This is a genomic window from Leifsonia sp. ZF2019 (assembly GCF_019924635.1).
In the GTDB taxonomy this organism is placed as follows: domain Bacteria; phylum Actinomycetota; class Actinomycetes; order Actinomycetales; family Microbacteriaceae; genus Leifsonia.
Map to the genome: position 1 here is coordinate 4,226,114 of NZ_CP065037.1, position 15,744 is coordinate 4,241,857.

14 protein-coding genes are annotated in these 15,744 nt (G+C 67.3%); 6 read left to right on the forward strand and 8 right to left on the reverse strand.

From position 1 onward, the window contains the following. Nucleotides 1-9: 9 nt before the first annotated feature. The 6 genes from IT072_RS20600 to IT072_RS20625 all read left to right on the forward strand — a co-directional run bounded on the left by IT072_RS20600 (nt 10) and on the right by IT072_RS20625 (nt 7,810). Nucleotides 10-2,331, forward strand: a complete 2,322-nt coding sequence (locus tag IT072_RS20600) for a DUF6049 family protein (protein WP_223358727.1) — start codon at nt 10-12, stop codon at nt 2,329-2,331. Next, entirely contained in the window at nt 2,324-3,934 is a 1,611-nt protein-coding gene (gene murJ, locus IT072_RS20605) for a murein biosynthesis integral membrane protein MurJ (protein ID WP_223358729.1), read from the forward strand. The genes IT072_RS20600 and murJ overlap by 8 nt, the downstream gene beginning before the upstream one ends. A gap of 85 nt (nt 3,935-4,019) precedes the next feature. Continuing rightward, entirely contained in the window at nt 4,020-5,006 is a 987-nt protein-coding gene (trxB, locus tag IT072_RS20610; RefSeq protein ID WP_223358730.1) for a thioredoxin-disulfide reductase, read from the forward strand. 13 nt (nt 5,007-5,019) lie between these two features. Beyond that, the gene (gene trxA / locus IT072_RS20615; RefSeq protein ID WP_021763557.1) at nt 5,020-5,346 is read left to right on the forward strand and encodes a thioredoxin; all 327 of its coding nucleotides are present in this window, start codon (nt 5,020-5,022) and stop codon (nt 5,344-5,346) included. 147 nt (nt 5,347-5,493) lie between these two features. Continuing rightward, complete coding sequence (locus tag IT072_RS20620; protein WP_223358732.1) at nt 5,494-6,816, forward strand: aminotransferase-like domain-containing protein; 1,323 nt, start codon at nt 5,494-5,496, stop codon at nt 6,814-6,816. Between the two features lie 28 nt (nt 6,817-6,844). Then, a complete protein-coding gene (locus tag IT072_RS20625; protein WP_223358734.1) occupies nt 6,845-7,810 on the forward strand; it encodes a D-alanine--D-alanine ligase family protein in 966 nt (321 codons plus the stop codon). A gap of 62 nt (nt 7,811-7,872) precedes the next feature. Here IT072_RS20625 and IT072_RS20630 read toward each other — a convergent pair whose 3' ends face one another. The 8 genes from IT072_RS20630 to rpmH all read right to left on the reverse strand — a co-directional run bounded on the left by IT072_RS20630 (nt 7,873) and on the right by rpmH (nt 15,287). After that, the gene (locus IT072_RS20630; RefSeq protein ID WP_223358736.1) at nt 7,873-8,811 is read right to left on the reverse strand and encodes a ParB/RepB/Spo0J family partition protein; all 939 of its coding nucleotides are present in this window, start codon (nt 8,809-8,811) and stop codon (nt 7,873-7,875) included. Further along, nucleotides 8,811-9,695: a ParA family protein gene (locus IT072_RS20635; protein WP_374758231.1), complete on the reverse strand. Its 885-nt coding sequence runs from the start codon at nt 9,693-9,695 to the stop codon at nt 8,811-8,813. Before IT072_RS20635 ends, IT072_RS20630 begins: the two co-directional genes overlap by 1 nt. A gap of 2,533 nt (nt 9,696-12,228) precedes the next feature. After that, entirely contained in the window at nt 12,229-12,858 is a 630-nt protein-coding gene (rsmG, locus tag IT072_RS20640) for a 16S rRNA (guanine(527)-N(7))-methyltransferase RsmG (RefSeq protein ID WP_223358738.1), read from the reverse strand. A 12-nt stretch (nt 12,859-12,870) separates the two neighbouring features. Continuing rightward, nucleotides 12,871-13,437 (reverse strand): Jag family protein, encoded by a 567-nt coding sequence (locus tag IT072_RS20645; RefSeq protein ID WP_223358739.1) that lies wholly within the window; start codon nt 13,435-13,437, stop codon nt 12,871-12,873. An 8-nt stretch (nt 13,438-13,445) separates the two neighbouring features. Further along, the gene (gene yidC, locus IT072_RS20650; RefSeq protein WP_223358740.1) at nt 13,446-14,420 is read right to left on the reverse strand and encodes a membrane protein insertase YidC; all 975 of its coding nucleotides are present in this window, start codon (nt 14,418-14,420) and stop codon (nt 13,446-13,448) included. Between the two features lie 9 nt (nt 14,421-14,429). Next, a complete protein-coding gene (gene yidD, locus IT072_RS20655; protein WP_223358742.1) occupies nt 14,430-14,756 on the reverse strand; it encodes a membrane protein insertion efficiency factor YidD in 327 nt (108 codons plus the stop codon). 15 nt (nt 14,757-14,771) lie between these two features. Beyond that, nucleotides 14,772-15,140, reverse strand: coding sequence for a ribonuclease P protein component (gene rnpA / locus IT072_RS20660; protein ID WP_223358744.1), 369 nt, complete (start codon nt 15,138-15,140; stop codon nt 14,772-14,774). 9 nt (nt 15,141-15,149) lie between these two features. After that, nucleotides 15,150-15,287: a 50S ribosomal protein L34 gene (gene rpmH, locus IT072_RS20665; protein ID WP_055922080.1), complete on the reverse strand. Its 138-nt coding sequence runs from the start codon at nt 15,285-15,287 to the stop codon at nt 15,150-15,152. Nucleotides 15,288-15,744 lie beyond the last annotated feature (457 nt).

Sequence of the window (15,744 nt, forward strand, 5' to 3'; positions counted from 1 at the left end):
CGTCGTCGCATGAGCGCAGCCGACCCCACCCTCCTCCGGGGTGCCCGTCGCCGGCGCGCGGGCGGCCGACTCGCCGGTGTCGTCGCGGCCCTGGTCGCGGCGCTCTCGCTGGTCACGGTGACGCCGACGGCGGCGACCGCCGCGACCGACGCCCCCAGCCCCTCCACCTCCTCCGTCACCGCGACCCCGTCTCCCCGCACCTCGGACGGGTCGGGCCTGACCGCAAGCGTCGCGGCCGACAATGCCGGCGTGCTCGCGACCGGTCAAGACCTTTCGGTCTCCGTCACGGTCTCCAATCCCACCGGGTCGGCCGTCTCCACCGGAACGGTCTCGGTCTGGCTGGACCCGAAGGCGATGGCCTCACGCAACACCCTCACCGACTGGCTCGGTTCCGCTGATCCGGTCACGGCGCCGGTGCCGCTGGGGGAGGCGACCCTCCCTCCTCTGGAGAGCGGCACCAGCAGCGTCGTCCGGGTGACCGTCCCGGCCGCGGCGGTCCCGTTCGGGACGCGCCCCGACTCGGCGGTGTTCGGGATCGGCGCGACCGTGACGTCCGCAGACTCCCGGATCGAGGCGCGCAGCTCCGTCGTGTGGAGCGCGGCGGAGACCGGCACGCGGTCGAGTGTGGGCGTCGTCATGCCCATCGTCAGCCCCTCCAGCGCGGACGGCCTCATCTCCGCCGACGATCTCGCGACCTACACGGCCGCGAACGGCGTGCTCACCCGCGATCTGGACGGGCTCGACGGGCACAGCGCCGTGACCGTCGGGATCGACCCGATGATCATCGCGTCCATCCGCGCGCTCGGCAACGCGGCGCCGGCGACCGCCATCGACTGGCTGTCGCGCCTCGCGACCCTGCCCAATGAAACCTTCTCACTCGGTTACGGCGACGCCGACCCGACCGGGCAGATCCAGGCAGGAGGGGCCGCCCCGCTGACTCCGACCTCCCTGCAGTACGCCCTCGACCCCAAGAACTTCTCACCCACTCCGACCTCGATCGGCCAGCCCGTGACGGCGCCGACGACGGCGATCACGGGAGGCTCGACGCCGACGCCGACGCCGACCTCCGGACCGGTGCTCCCCACGCTCGAGCAGCTCACCGCCTGGGACTTCACCCTGAAGGGCATCGCCTGGCCCGGCGATCGGAGCGCGCGTGCGGCCGATCTGGCCCCGCTCGCCGCCGCCGGGCTGACGAACGTGATCGTCTCGGGTGACAACACCAACGCCGGCGACCTGGACACCACGCCGAACGCCGCCGTGGCCACGAGCGGAAGCACGGTCGTGGCCTTCGATCAGCGTCTCTCCGATGCTCTGCGATCGGCCGTCTCCGCGCCGAGCGACGTCGCCTGGAACACGGCCATGGGCAAGCTCAACGCTCAGCTCCAGCTGATCGGCGCGGAAGGCGGAGACGCCCGCCACCTGCTCGTCGGACTCGACCGGTCGTGGCCGTCGAGCGGGACCCAGCTCAAGCGCACGCTGGACGCGCTGTCGTCGTCGCCGTGGGCGACGTCGTCGACCCTCGTCGCAGTCCGTGCGGCGGCCGCCACCAGCGGCCTGGCTCTCACCGACGCTCCGGAGGCGGACGCTCGGATCGACGCCATCCGCTCCCTCTTCTCGGATGAGACGTCGCTCGGGGCGTTCTCCTCCGTGCTCGACGACCCGACGACCCTCACCGGCCGGGTGCGCGCACAGCTGCTCACCCTGCTCGCGGTCTCCTGGCAGAACCCCAAGGCCGATTGGGCCGCCGCGGTCGCCGCGTCGCACAAGACGACGCGGGACACCCTCGGTTCCATCCACATCCTGCCGACGGAGAACATCAACCTCGTCAGCGCCCAGGGGTCGATCCCGTTCACGGTCAGCAACGAGCTCAAGGACGAGGCAGTGACGGTCGTGCTGACCGCGTCGCCCTCGAACAGCCGCCTGGAGATCGACGACGCGACGACCAAGCGGATCCCGCAGGACTCCCGTGCCACGCTCCTCGTCCCGGTGAAGGCGAAGGTGGGCAACGGCCAGGTCGTGCTCTCGCTGCGCCTCTACAGCCCCACCGGCGTGCCGATCGGCGACCCGACGACGGTCACCGTCGACGTGCACGCGGACTGGGAGGGGCTCGGCGCATTGATCCTCGGCATCCTGCTCGTCCTGCTCTTCGGCTTCGGCGTCGTACGCAACATCCTGAGACGCCGCAAGGAGCGCCGCGAGCCGGAGGACGGCGACCAGACCGCCGGCGCAGAGATCGCTCCGGAGGCCCCTCCGCACACGGAGCAGGAAGAGCCGGGCCCCGGAGTCGGCGACACCTCCGGCGCACCGCAGGAGGACGAACCGCGTGGCTAGCGTGGGACGCGCCAGCGCGATGCTCGCCTCCGGCACCTTCGTCTCGCGCATCCTCGGATTCGCGAAGGCGTGGCTGCTGGTGCAGGCGATCGGCACTCTCAGCCTCGCAGCGAACGCGTACGGCACGGCGACGCAGGTGCCCAACAGTCTGTACGCGATCATCGCTCAGGGCATCCTGAACGCGATCCTGGTGCCGCAGATCGTGCGCGCATCCGTCAACGCCGACGGCGGGCGCGCTTACATCAACAAGCTCGTCACACTGGGGATGGTGGTGTTCGCGGGGGTCGCGGTCGTCGCCACGGTCGCGGCGCCGCTGCTCATGACCGTGTATGGGCTACGCGGCGAGCAGGCGCAGTTGGCGACCACATTCGCGTACTGGTCGCTGCCGCAGATCTTCTTCCTCGGCCTCTACACGCTCCTGGGCGAAGTCCTGAACGCCCGCAAGTCGTTCGGGCCGTTCACCTGGGCGCCGGTGATCAACAACGTCGTCGCCATCCTCATGCTCGGCGGCTTCATACTGCTGTTCGGCGCGTACTCCGCTTCCGGCAATGCCCACGACACATGGTCGATCGGGATGATCGCCCTTCTCGCGGGCGGAGCCACGTTGGGTATCGCGGTGCAGGCCCTCGTGCTGTTCTTCTTCTGGCGGCGGATCGGTCTGAGGTTCCGCTTCGACTTCGGATGGCGCGGAGTCAACCTGGGGAGCGCGGGCCGGGCGGCCGGCTGGACGCTGGGAATGCTCATCGCGACCCAGATCGCCGGGCTCATCGAGATGAACGTCTCGAACTCGGCGGGGGAGGGCTACGCCGGCTCGTTCGTGATGACGAACGCCTGGCTGATCTTCATGCTCCCGCACGGCATCATCGCGGTCTCGATCGTCACGGCGTACTACACGCGGATGGCGGAGCATGCCGCCCGCGGTGCCGTCTCCGACTTCCGCGGCGATTTCTCGAGCGCTGCGCGGTCGATCATGTTCCTCATCGTCTTCTCCTCTGCCGCGCTCATCGTCGTGGCGTACCCCGTTGCTCGCGTCTTCACCTCCAGCTATCAGCCGATGGGACTCGTCCTCATCGCTTATCTGGTGGGCCTCGTTCCCTTCTCGCTCGTGTTCATGGCGCAGAGGGCCTTCTACTCGCTGGGGGACACCCGCACGCCGTTCCTCTTCACCGTCGCCCAGGTCGTCGTGATCATCGTCGGCGTGCTGGCCTGCTTCGCTGTGGGCCCCGACATGCGCGCCGCAGCCGTCGCCCTCGTCGTCTCGCTCGCGAGCGTCATCCAGGCGGTGCTCGCCTTCGCACTCCTGCGTCGCCGCGTCGGGGGAGTGGACGGGAGGCGCATCGCGAGCGGACTGTGGCGGTTCCTTGTCGCAGCGGTGGCGGCGATGGTCGCGGGCGCCGGGTTCCTGGTGCTGCTCGGGGGAGTGGAGCCGGGCGCTTTCCCGGTGAGCGGCATCCTGGGCGCGATCGTCTCGTCGGCGGTCGTGGGTGTCGTGATGCTCGTCGTGTACGTCGGATTCCTCGCGATGCTCCGTTCGAGCGATCTGGAGGCGGGGGTCGGACCAATCCTCGATCGCCTTCGGCGCCGAACTCCACAGGGCGGGTGAGACGGAATAGCATCCGCCTAGGATGTGTTCTATTGGTCGGTGCCTCCGGTCCCGGAGGCCCCGCAGACAGTCAAGGAGTTCCGCCGTGCGGCAGATCATCATCATCGGTTCCGGCCCCGCCGGGTACACCGCGGCCATCTATGCGGCCCGCGCCAACCTGAAGCCGCTGCTGATCGCCTCCTCGGTCGAGGCGGGCGGTGAACTGATGAACACCACGGAGGTCGAGAACTTCCCCGGGTTCCCCGACGGGATCATGGGCCCCGACCTCATGTTCAAGATGCAGGCCCAGGCCGAGAAGTTCGGCACCGAGGTCGTGCTCGACGATGTCGTGTCGGTCGATCTGACGGGTGAGGTCAAGACTGTCACGCTCGGCTCCGGCGCCGTGCACGAGGCCCTCGCCGTGATCTTCGCGACCGGCTCCGCCTATCGCAAGCTGGGCCTGGAGGACGAGGATCGCCTTTCCGGACACGGTGTCTCCTGGTGCGCCACCTGCGACGGGTTCTTCTTCCGCGAGCGCACGATCGCCGTGGTCGGCGGCGGCGACTCCGCGATGGAGGAGGCCAACTTCCTCACCCGCTTCGCGGACAAGGTGTACGTCATCCACCGCCGCGACAGCCTCCGCGCCTCCAAGATCATGCAGGATCGCGCCTTCGCCAACGAGAAGATCGAGTTCGTCTGGAACTCGGAGGTCGTGGGCATCGGCGGCAGCGAGCAGGTTCAGCACGTCAAGCTGCGCAACCTCGTCACCGGCGAGGAGAGCGAGCTCGACCTGCAGGGACTGTTCATCGCGATCGGCAACGACCCGCGCGTGCACCTGGTCCACGGTCAGCTCGATCTGACCGCCGAGGGCACCATCGCGGTCGACGGCCGTTCGTCGAAGACGAACCTCACCGGCGTGTTCGCCGCCGGGGACGTGATCGACCCGACGTACCGTCAGGCCGTCACCGCTGCGGCGTCCGGCACCGTCGCCGCCCTCGACGCGGAGCACTACCTCGCTTCGCTTCCCCAGAACCTGCTGGAGCAGACGGTCGAGACCGCCTCCAGCGATCGTGAACTCTCGACCACCGCCTAAGGAGAATCAGACAATGTCAGCAGCACGTTCGGTCACGGACGCGACGTTCGAGCAGGACGTCCTCAACAACGAGAAGACCATCCTCGTGGACTTCTGGGCAGAGTGGTGCGGCCCGTGTCGCGCCGTCGGCCCGATCCTCGACCAGATCGCCGCCGAGCACTCGGACAAGATCGAGATCGTCAAGCTCAACGTCGACGAGAACCCGCAGACCGCGGCGAAGTACCAGATCACCTCCATCCCCGCGATGAAGGTGTACCAGGGTGGAGAGGTCGTCAAGACCGTCATCGGCGCCAAGCCGAAGCCCGCCCTCGAAGCCGACCTGGCCGCCTACCTCGCGTAGCCGACCAGCCTCTTCGCAGACCCGTCCGGCGCTCACCCGCCGGGCGGGTCTTTTTCGTATCCGCCGGCACTCAGACCTCCCTCGGATTTTCCGCGGGACGCACCACCCAAATAGCATGACTAAACGCCACTAGAAATGGAATGACTCGTGACCGAACAGGGCATCCCGCAGCAGCGGGGCAACAATCTGGACCCGTGGTACAGCCACTACGCGCAGCGCACCAGCGGCCTGGCCGCCAGTGAGGTCCGAGCCCTGTTCGCCGTCGCCAGCCGCCCCGAGGTGGTCTCGCTGGCCGGCGGCATGCCCTATGTGGCCGCCCTGCCGGAGGACCTCGTCGTCGGTGCGATGGATCGCGTGATGCGCGAGCAGGGCCCCGTGGCCCTCCAGTACGGCTCCGGTCAGGGCGTCCCCGCGCTCCGCGAGCAGATCCTCGACGTGATGGCGCTGGAAGGAATCAGCGGCAGTGCGGACGACGTCATCGTGACGACCGGCTCTCAGCACGCGCTGGAGCTCTTCAGCAAGCTCTTCATCGATCCCGGCGACGTCGTCCTCGCGGAGGGTCCGAGCTACGTCACCGCGATGGTGATCTTCCGCTCGTACCAGGCCGAGGTGGATCACGTGCCCATGGACGAGCACGGTCTCATCCCGCAGGCACTGCGCGAGCACATCGCACGTCTGAAGGCCGCCGGGCGTCGCGTGAAGTTCCTGTACACGGTGCCGACATTCCACAATCCGGCCGGCGTGACGCTCACCTGGGAGCGCCGCCTCGAGATCCTCGAGATCGCGCGCGAGAACGACATCCTCGTGCTGGAGGACAACCCGTACGGCCTGCTGTACTTCGGCGAACGGCCTCCGTCGGCGATGCGGTCGGTCGAGAAGGAGGGTGTCGTCTACCTGGGGACGTTCTCCAAGACGCTCGCGCCTGGTTTCCGAGTCGGCTGGGCCCTCGCCCCGCATGCCATCCGCGAGAAGCTCATCCTCGCCAACGAAGCCGCCGTGCTGAGTCCGAGCTCCTTCAGTCAGCTGGTGATCTCCGAGTATCTGCGGGATGCGGACTGGAAGGCGCAGATCGACACCTTCCGCGGCGTGTACCGGGAGCGCAAGGAGGCCATGATCTCCGCACTCGAGGAACATCTGCCCGAGTTGAGCTGGACGAACCCCAACGGCGGCTTCTACGTGTGGCTGACGCTTCCTCCCCATCTCGACTCGAAGGCGATGCTGCCGCGCGCGGTGACGGAGCTCGTCGCATACACGCCCGGCACCGCCTTCTATGGTGACGGCTCGGGCGCCCAGAACATCCGGCTGTCGTTCTGCTACCCGACCCCCGAGAACATCAAGGTCGGCATCCGTCGTCTCGCCAACGTCATCAACGGCGAGCAGGATCTGCTCGACACCTTCGCCGGAACGGGCCCGCTGACCGCAGCGCGTCCGAGCCGGACCAGCGCGAACCCGCCGACCGATCTGCGCTGAGCGCACGCACAACGAGAAAGAGCTGATCATGGCAGAAAAAGAAGCCCTCGACGCCCTCGATATCGTCGTGCTCGCCGGCGGGATCTCGCACGAGCGCGACATCTCCCTCCGCAGCGGTCGCCGGGTCGCAGACGGCCTGAACTCGCTGGGCCACCGCGTCACCGTGCGCGAGCCCGACGGGGAGCTGCTCGGCTTCCTGACCGGGTCGCGCCCGGATGTCGTCTGGCCCGCACTGCACGGCGCCAGCGGCGAAGACGGCGCGCTGCGTGCCCTTCTCGAGTTGACCGGGATCCCCTTCGTCGGTTCACGGACCGATTCGTCCCGGCTGGCGTGGTCGAAGCCCACCGCCAAGACGATCGTCGGCCGCGCGGGCGTCGCCACCCCGGACTCCGTGACGCTCCCGAAGGAGACCTTCCGCGAGCTGGGCGCGAACAGCGTGCTCTCCGCCGTCATCGCCGGGCTGGGCATGCCCGTCGTCGTGAAGCCCGCTCAGGGCGGCTCGGCGCAGGGCGTGACCATCGTCGCCTCCGCCGACGAGCTCCCGCGTGCCATGGTGGATGCGTACACCTACTCCGAGATCGCGCTCATCGAGCGCAAGGTCGAGGGTGTGGAAGTGTCGGTCGCCGTGATCGATTCCGGGTCGGGCGCGGAGGCGCTCCCGGCGGTCGAGATCGAGCCCGTCGACGGGGTCTACTCGTTCGATGCCCGCTACAACGCGGGAGAGACCCGTTTCTATGTGCCGGCACGGCTCGCCCCGGAGGTCGGGGAAGCCGTCGCGGCGGCCGCCTCGGCTGCTCACGAGGCGCTCGGCCTGCGGCACCTGTCGCGGATCGACCTGATCGTGGACGATGCCGGCGTGCCGTGGTTCCTCGAGGCGAATGTCTTGCCGGGGCTCACCGAGACGTCGATCATGCCGCAGGCGATCGCCGCCTCCGGGCGCGACCTCGGCGAGGTCTACGCCGCACTCGCGGTCGCAGCGATAGCGGAGGGATAGCGGATAGATAGCGCAGGGGCGCGGGCCGGCTCCCTGTCAGCACCCCGCGCGGTCGCCGGTGATCAGTTGTAGCTGGGCTGGCCAATCTCGTCGAGGATGCGGTTGAGGTCCTGGATCGTCGCGAAGTCCACGACGATCTGCCCCTTGCGCGCGCCGAGGGTGATCTTGACGCGGGTGTTGAGGCGATCGCCGAGCTTCTCCGCGATCTCGTCCAGATGACCGCGGTGCTTTCCCGCGGTGGCCTTGGAGCGCGCAGGCTTGGGGCTCTTGCCCGCCACGGCCTCCGCCGCGCGCACGGAGAGGTCCTCGTTGATGATCTTGTCGGCGAGCCGCACCATCGCGTCGGCGTCATCACCGAGGGAGAGGATCGCGCGGGCGTGCCCTGCGCTGAGGACGCCGGCTGCGACGCGGGTCTGCACCGGAGCGGGGAGCTTCAGGAGCCGGATCGTGTTCGTGATCTGCGGGCGGGAGCGCCCGATCCGGTTCGCGAGCTCCTCCTGCGTGATGCCGAAATCTGCGAGGAGCTGCTGGTAGGCAGACGCCTCTTCCAGTGGATTCAGCTGCGAGCGGTGGAGGTTCTCCAACAGCGCGTCGCGCAACATGTCATCATCCGCGGTGTCCTTGATGATCGCGGGGATGTTCGCGAGCCCGAGCTCCTTGGTCGCCCGCAGGCGGCGCTCGCCCATGATGAGCTCGTACTTGTCGCTCTGACCGGCGAGAGGACGCACCACGACGGGCTGGAGGACGCCGACCTCGCGGATGCTCGCGACGAGCTCGTCGAGCGCGTCCCGGTCGAATTCCGTGCGCGGCTGGACCGGGTTGGGGACGATGTCGACGGGGGAGAGGTATGCGAGACGCGCTCCCGGTACGGCGACCAGGTCATCCGCCGACGTAGCTGAACTGGTGTCGGGGAAGAAGACGTCGACGGGCCGGGACGACTGGTCGGACGTGGGAATGAGGGCGCCGATGCCGCGGCCCAGTCCGGTGCGCTTCGCTGCCATTAACGTGGTGCTCCTCTTCGTGCGATCTCGGCGGCCGCCTCGAGGTACGAGAGCGAGCCGGACGAGTTGGCGTCGTAACTGATGACGCTTTGGCCGTAGCTCGGCGCCTCCGAGATGCGGACCGAGCGGGGGATGATCGTGTCGAGCACCTCGTTGGGGAAGTGGTCGCGCACGTCCGCTGCCACCTGGTGCGCCAGGTTGGTGCGGGAGTCGTACATGGTCAGCAGGATCGTCGACACGCGCAGCTTGGGGTTCAGGTGCCGTTCGATCAGCTGAATGTTCTTGAGCAGCTGGCTGAGCCCCTCCAGCGCGTAGTACTCGCACTGGATCGGGATGAGGACCTCGGTCGCCGCCACGAAGGCGTTGATCGTCAGGAGGCCCAACGAGGGCGGGCAGTCGATCAGTACGTAGTCGATGTCGTACTCGTCGAGGAATCGGCGGAGCGCCCGCTCGAGTCGCTGCTCACGCGCCACCATCGACACGAGTTCGATCTCCGCCCCGGCGAGGTCGATCGTCGCGGGGATCACGAAGAGGCCGTCGAACTCCGGGCTCTTCTGGATGACCTCCTCCAGCTCTTTGTCGTTCACGATCACGTCATAGACGCTCGGGGTTCCTTCGCGGTGCTCGACGCTCAGAGCAGTCGAGGCGTTCCCCTGCGGATCGAGATCGATCACCAGCACCCGTGCGCCGGATTTCGCCAGGGCGGCCGACAGATTGACGACCGTGGTCGTCTTGCCCACCCCACCCTTCTGGTTCGAGATCGTGAACACTCGCGTCCGAGAGGGAAGGGGAAGAGTCGTTTGAGCGATCGCCTGCCTCCTCCGCGCGAGATCCTCGATCTCCCGGGCCAGAGGCGTCGATTCATCGAAGGCGGGCGTCTCCACCTCGATGGACGGATCCTGGTCCGGTTGTTTCACGTGAAACCTCGTCGCTCGATCTGGTGCGCCGCACCGGTCTGGTCGGGGGAGCGCACCGGGGCGCGCTTCCCTTCAACTCTAGCTTGCGCGACCGACGTGACCGTCGGGTTCGGCAACCGAAAGGCTGGAAGATGACGCCTGTCGGCGATCGGCGAGGCGTCCGGCCATTTGTGGACGCGTCGTCTGTGACGAGGACACACGCGGGACGAGGTGGATGGGCGCGCCAGCTCTGGGCGACGGTGTCTTCGGGCTTCTTCTCTCTGATACGTCGACGTGGCGTCAACTCCCCGACCTCGGCGATGAGGCGTACGGGTTGTGGCATGGTCGACATCGTGTTGGAGCCTGTGTTTCACGTGAAACAATCGGTGCCCGCCCGCCAGTGCGCACGTGGTGGGAGCGGGCATGGTCAACGCCGCGTCGGCGCCTGTGTTTCACGTGAAACAATCGCTGCCCGCCCGCCAGTGCGCACGTGGTGGGAGCGGGCATGGTCGGAGCGGGCATTGTGGGGGAGTGGTCACAGGGGCGGGACCCGGCGCGTCCCGTCATGCGACGAGCTGCCCGTCGTTCGGCGATTCCACGATGCCAGAATGCCGCGTCGCCAGCACCCCATCAGCACGCCGTCAGCTTTCGAGGCCGCTGCCCCTACCATCGGCTGCGGACCTGCCGAGGTAGTCGAGCACTCATCCCCTCACTCATCTGTGAGCCGATCAGCCCGCGGCCCGCCAACCCATCAACCCCTCATGCGGCCTCCTGCCTACGAGTTTGCCCGCCGCCTTCGCTACCTTGTCGATGATCATTCCCCCGTCAGCTCGCCGAGCCGGCCACGCCGTCTGCCGGCGCCCTGCTACTCACACGGTTGCCCGCATTCCTTCTCGCCCGTCGAGGCGTCTGCCACGCCGTCGACTCTCCCGCCCATTCGTCCGCGTACATACCGACGGCGCGGCCGACCGCTCGACACACACCTTCCCGAGCCCTGCCTTCTGCCTCTTTCCAGATGCTCGTTCCTGGCCCACCCTTCGCGACGTCGGCCCCTTTCCGCGGGCTCGTCTGGGTGGTGCTGCGTTCATCGTCGCGCGTGCTGTGTTCCGCACCCGCCCAGACGTCCGTCATCCCTCACGACTCTCGTACCCGCTGCGCTCCCACTAGCGCCACCGGCGATGCCGAGGCGCCGTGGGCGACCCGCCTGTTCCTATCTCGACCTGCCTGCCCATTACATGAGCCGAGCCGACTCCGGCACCGCCCGTTCGCACGCCTCTCCGCTTCCCGCCCACCTGCTCATCCATCCGACAGTCCGTCTGTTCGCGGATCGCCCGTCTGCTCGTCCACCGACCGAGGTTGACGGTCTGTCAGCAGGTCGCCCGAGCCCTCCCCACCACTCGGCCCCCTCACTGCCGACCACTCAGGTAGCCATTGGCCCCTCCGTCGCACCTCCGCCATACGGGCTTCCCCGCTTCGGCACCTGCTGAGCGCGGGGCATGTTTCACGTGAAACTGCTCGGCACCCTCCGTCCCGCAAGCTCGCCGGCTCGGTGATCTCCGCGACGCACCCACAGATCTGGCGGATCGGTACCAACCTGTCAGCGGTGGCATCGAGGCCCCTGTCGCCGCGGGGCGGACACAGGGGGACGCCGACCTCCGACTCCGCACCCGTCCTCATCGCCTCGCGCGTTCGCTCGTTCAGCGACCGCGCGTAGCTGCCCCGTCGACCACGGTGGGGGAGGGAGATGTCCCGCGAGCTCAGTATGAGGGGCGGATTCGCCGACGCCGACTGACGGAGTCGTAGCTGACCAACAGCATGAGTTTCACGTGAAACAGGTCCACGCTCCTCGCCTCTCTATCGCGACCAGAGGGAGCGGCGAAATCGCGTGCACGCACGCGGGGTGGTCATGATCGATCTCGGATCGATGCGACCAAGCACTCCAGCCGTGTGAATGTACGCTCGCCGTGACGCTCCACCACCCCGCCTTCCGCGCACAGACGAACACGCGCACGGTGACCTGTCATCGCTTTACACGTCGCACCGCTAGCGAGACACCCCTCGCGAGACCACAGGTCGTCAGGTCACGGGGGAGTGCAGCAGCAGCGCGAGCGTCCTCGATCCGTCGCTCACCAGCACAACTCAACAGCGGCGGGAAGCCGATCGGGGCAGCCCGTGCACTGCCGACTCAGGAGAGCGCAAAGGACCGCCCTCTCTCCTCACTCTTCTCTCCCGTCGAGGCAGTTCGGATCATCATCCACCGACCGTCACAGATCGAACGCCGACCGAAAGACAGGCGATCTCGGTGCCGAGAATCCGCCGAATCGGGGCTCGATTCGGTCCGAACGACTTCGTCGGCGAGCCCGGAGAATGGCTCCCACAGCGCGGAAGCACCCTGTTTCGTCGCCCACAGAGCCATCCTCCGGCTCGCGCCTCGCACCGCGTCGGACAGGAACACGACACAAAAAGGGTCGAAATCAGTCCAACATCGAGACCGAGGGGCGAATCAGTCGGTCGCAGGGTGTCAGCGAACGGTGGCGCGGATGACGCGCGTGACCTCGTCCAGGATGCCGTCACCGAGAGTCTCGACGACCACATCGTGAACCTTGTACTTGCGGATCTCCTTGGACGCCGCCTCCACCTCGGCCTGTGCACCGGCGCCCTTCATGAGGACGAGCTCGCCGCCGTCGCGAAGAAGGGGTGCGGTGAGGGGGAGCAGCTTGCGGAACGCGCTCACCGCGCGAGCCGTCACTTGATCGAGCGGGGTGTCGAGTCTGGCTTCTTCCGCACGAGCCCGCATGACGACGACGTTCGTGAGACCCAGTTCGGTGACCTGCTCGTCGAGCCAGGCGATCCGACGCTCCATGGGCTCGATCAAGACGAACGACACATCGGGGCGAGCGATCGCGAGGACGAGGCCCGGCAATCCAGCACCGCTCCCGATGTCACCGACGAGACCGGGCCGGAGGAGAGGAGCGACGATCGCGCAATTCAGGATGTGACGCGACCACAGTCGCGGCAGCTCCAACGGACCGATCAGACCCCGCTCCTCGCCCTGCGCGGCGAGGTTCCCAGTGAACGCTCGAGCAACGTCCAGGCGATCACCGAACAGGGCCGCGGCAGCGGAGGGCTCCGATTCGAGGGCGTCCGTCACGATGCGGCGGCGTCAGGCAGCGGTGATGACCGTGTGGCGGTCACGACCCTCGCCGCGCGAGTTCGACACGAAGCCGCGCTCCGAGACGATGTCGTGGACGAGTTTCCGCTCATACGAGGACATGGGGGGAAGCGCGGCCTCCGCAGCGCCCTCCTCGAGACGGGCGATCGCGCGCGCCACCAACTGGCCCAGCTCGGCCTGGCGCGCATCCCGCGAGCCGGCGATGTCGAGGATCAGACGTGAGAAGCCGCCCGTCTGATTCTGCACGGCGAGACGCGTCAACTCCTGCAGAGCGGCGACAGTCTCGGGCTTCGACAGCACCTGAAGATTCGCGCCGTCTTCGGCATTCACGGAGATGTAGGCGCGGCCGTTGCGAGCGTCGATGTCGATGTCCCCGTCGATGTCGGCGATATCGAGGAGCTCCTCGATATAGTCCGCGGCGATGTCACCCTCGCGGTCGAGGTCGGCCGCGGTCGGGGAGGTCGCAGTGGCTTCCTCGTTCTCGACACCGTCGGTGATCACCGTCTGCGGCTCCGTCGTCGGGGTGGGGAGGATGTCGTCGGTCTGCACGTCGGTCATGGGTGTCCCTACTTCTTTCCGGCCTGCTTCTTGGCGCGGTTCTTGCTCACAGGCTGAACACGCTGGGTGGTCACGGGCTTGTCGGGAACCGACTCCTCGACGGAGAGAACGACGGTTCCATCCTGCTGGACGAGCTTGCCCTTCTTGGCGAGACGGGCCTCGCGCGCCTTGGCGGCGTCCGAGCCGGGGGTCGGCATGTTGCGGATGACGAGGAACTGCTGACCCATCGTCCAGATGTTCGAGGTCAGCCAGTAGAACATGACACCGAGCGGGAAAGCGAAGCCCGAGAACAGGAAGACGAACGGGAGCAGGTAGAGCAGGATGCGCTGCTGCTTGAACTGGGGGCTCGCCTTCGTCTCCGGCGACATGTTCTTCGACACGATCTGCAGCTGCGTGAGGAACTGCGAACCGGTCATCAGGACGACCATCGCGGCCGCGATCACCATGACGACGACCTGCGGGGGGTGGGCGTTCATCGCCCCCTGGAAGCTCTGGTGCAGCGGAGCGACACCGAAGAGGGACGCGTTGCCGAACTGGACGGCGAGCGTCTCGTTGAGCGGGCCGACGCCCGCATGACCACTCTGGGCGCCGTTGAGCACCTGGAACAGCGAGAAGAAGATCGGCATCTGGAGCAGCAGCGGGAGGCACGAGCTCAGCGGGTTGGTGCCCGTCTTCTTGTAGAGCTCCATGGTCTCGCGGGACATGGCCTCACGCGAGAACTGGTCCTTCTTGCCCTTGTACTTGTCCTGGATCTTCTTGAGCTGCGGCGCCACCTCGAGCATGCGCCGCTGGTTCTTGATCTGACGGACGAAGATCGGGATGAGCGCCGCGCGGACGACGAGGGTCAGGCCGACGATCGAAAGCACCCAGGTGAGGCCTGCGGCCGGGTCGAGCCCGATCTGAGAAAGCAGCCAGTGGAAGGCGACGAGGATCAGCTCTACGACCCATTTGATGGGCCAGAGGATCGTACCGAGGATGTCCATGTCTGCGTGCTAGGCCCTTCTGTGGCTAAAGCTTGCGTCGCTCGCGGCGACGACGAATCCGAACGGGGTGACCCGGTAGCGCTGGCGCCTCTTCACGGGGACGTCGTCGACCCCTCCCGCCGCCCACGGATGGCAGCGGATGATGCGGCGCACCCCCAGAACGCTCCCGACGACCACCCCGTGCTGCTGGATCGCCTGCAGCGCGTACGCCGAGCACGACGGGTAGTACCGGCACACGTCGCCATAGAGCGGCGAGATGACCGCCCGGTACGCCCGCAGGATCAGCACGGCGATGTTCCGCGGAACGAGCAGAACGGCGGTGATCGCGGCGTACATGGACGGACGTGGCCCTTATCTGGTGGAGCTACGACGAAGGTAGCGGCTGACGGCTCGGGTGACCTCTTCGTGCAGGGTAGCCCACCGGGCCTCCGCGGAAGCTGGTAATGCTCTGATCACGATGTCCACTCCGCCCACCTTCGCGGCGCTCTCGCGGAGCGTCGGGAGCACCTCGTACGCAGCTGCTTTGAGCCGCCGGCGCACGAGGTTGCGGTGCACGGCGTTGCCGACCGTCTTGCTCACGATAAAACCGAATCGCACCACGTCGGGGTCGGCAGTGGGACGGACGTATGCGATGGTGTTCTCCGCCGTAAAGCGGGCACCTCTCCGCACCGTCGCCCGGTAGTCCGCCCCCCGCGTGATGCGATTGGCCTTCGCGAGCACCGGCCGGTACTACGCCGAGAGCTTCTCGCGGCCCTTGGCGCGACGAGCGGACAGGATGGCGCGACCGGCACGCGTGCGCATGCGCAGGCGGAAGCCGTGGGTCTTGGCGCGCTTGCGGTTGTTCGGCTGGAACGTTCTCTTGCTCATAATCTCTATCTCCGTGGTGGTCTCTTCGCAGGCCGGTGCTGATGGATGGTGCCAGCACGGGGAGGCCAGAAAAGTTTCAGGGCAGCCGGAACGGCTGAAGTCAACTGATTAAAACTACGGCCTATAGAGGACCGAGGTCAAACCGATCGACTCAAATCCACTGATTATGCACGGGATTGGCAGGATCGGTGGCGAAGGCGCGCCGTGTGTCGGCGACGTATTCCGGGAGCCGAATTTGATCCACATCCTGTGGACAAGTTAGCGTGAGGGCGAAAGTTATCCCCAGCCCATCCCAAAAGTGGCCGGAGATCACTACGGTATTGCACACGCAGCGGTGGATAACCCTGTGAATACCTACCGGCGGCACGCATGTCGCCAGCCTGACTCGAGTCATCTCCGGGGGACGACTCCCTCTCCGTCGGGCGTCGGCATCCAACGAAAGCGAAGACGGGGAACG

What these genes read in the sequence shown, in the direction of transcription:
- trxA (WP_021763557.1), top strand. Translation starts at nt 5,020, where the DNA reads ATGTCAGCAGCACGTTCGGTCACGGACGCGACGTTCGAGCAGGACGTC.
- IT072_RS20600 (WP_223358727.1), top strand. Translation starts at nt 10, where the DNA reads ATGAGCGCAGCCGACCCCACCCTCCTCCGGGGTGCCCGTCGCCGGCGC.
- IT072_RS20625 (WP_223358734.1), top strand. Translation starts at nt 6,845, where the DNA reads ATGGCAGAAAAAGAAGCCCTCGACGCCCTCGATATCGTCGTGCTCGCC.
- IT072_RS20630 (WP_223358736.1), bottom strand. Translation starts at nt 8,811, where the DNA reads ATGGCAGCGAAGCGCACCGGACTGGGCCGCGGCATCGGCGCCCTCATT.
- yidD (WP_223358742.1), bottom strand. Translation starts at nt 14,756, where the DNA reads ATGTACGCCGCGATCACCGCCGTTCTGCTCGTTCCGCGGAACATCGCC.
- yidC (WP_223358740.1), bottom strand. Translation starts at nt 14,420, where the DNA reads ATGGACATCCTCGGTACGATCCTCTGGCCCATCAAATGGGTCGTAGAG.
- rpmH (WP_055922080.1), bottom strand. Translation starts at nt 15,287, where the DNA reads ATGAGCAAGAGAACGTTCCAGCCGAACAACCGCAAGCGCGCCAAGACC.
- IT072_RS20645 (WP_223358739.1), bottom strand. Translation starts at nt 13,437, where the DNA reads ATGACCGACGTGCAGACCGACGACATCCTCCCCACCCCGACGACGGAG.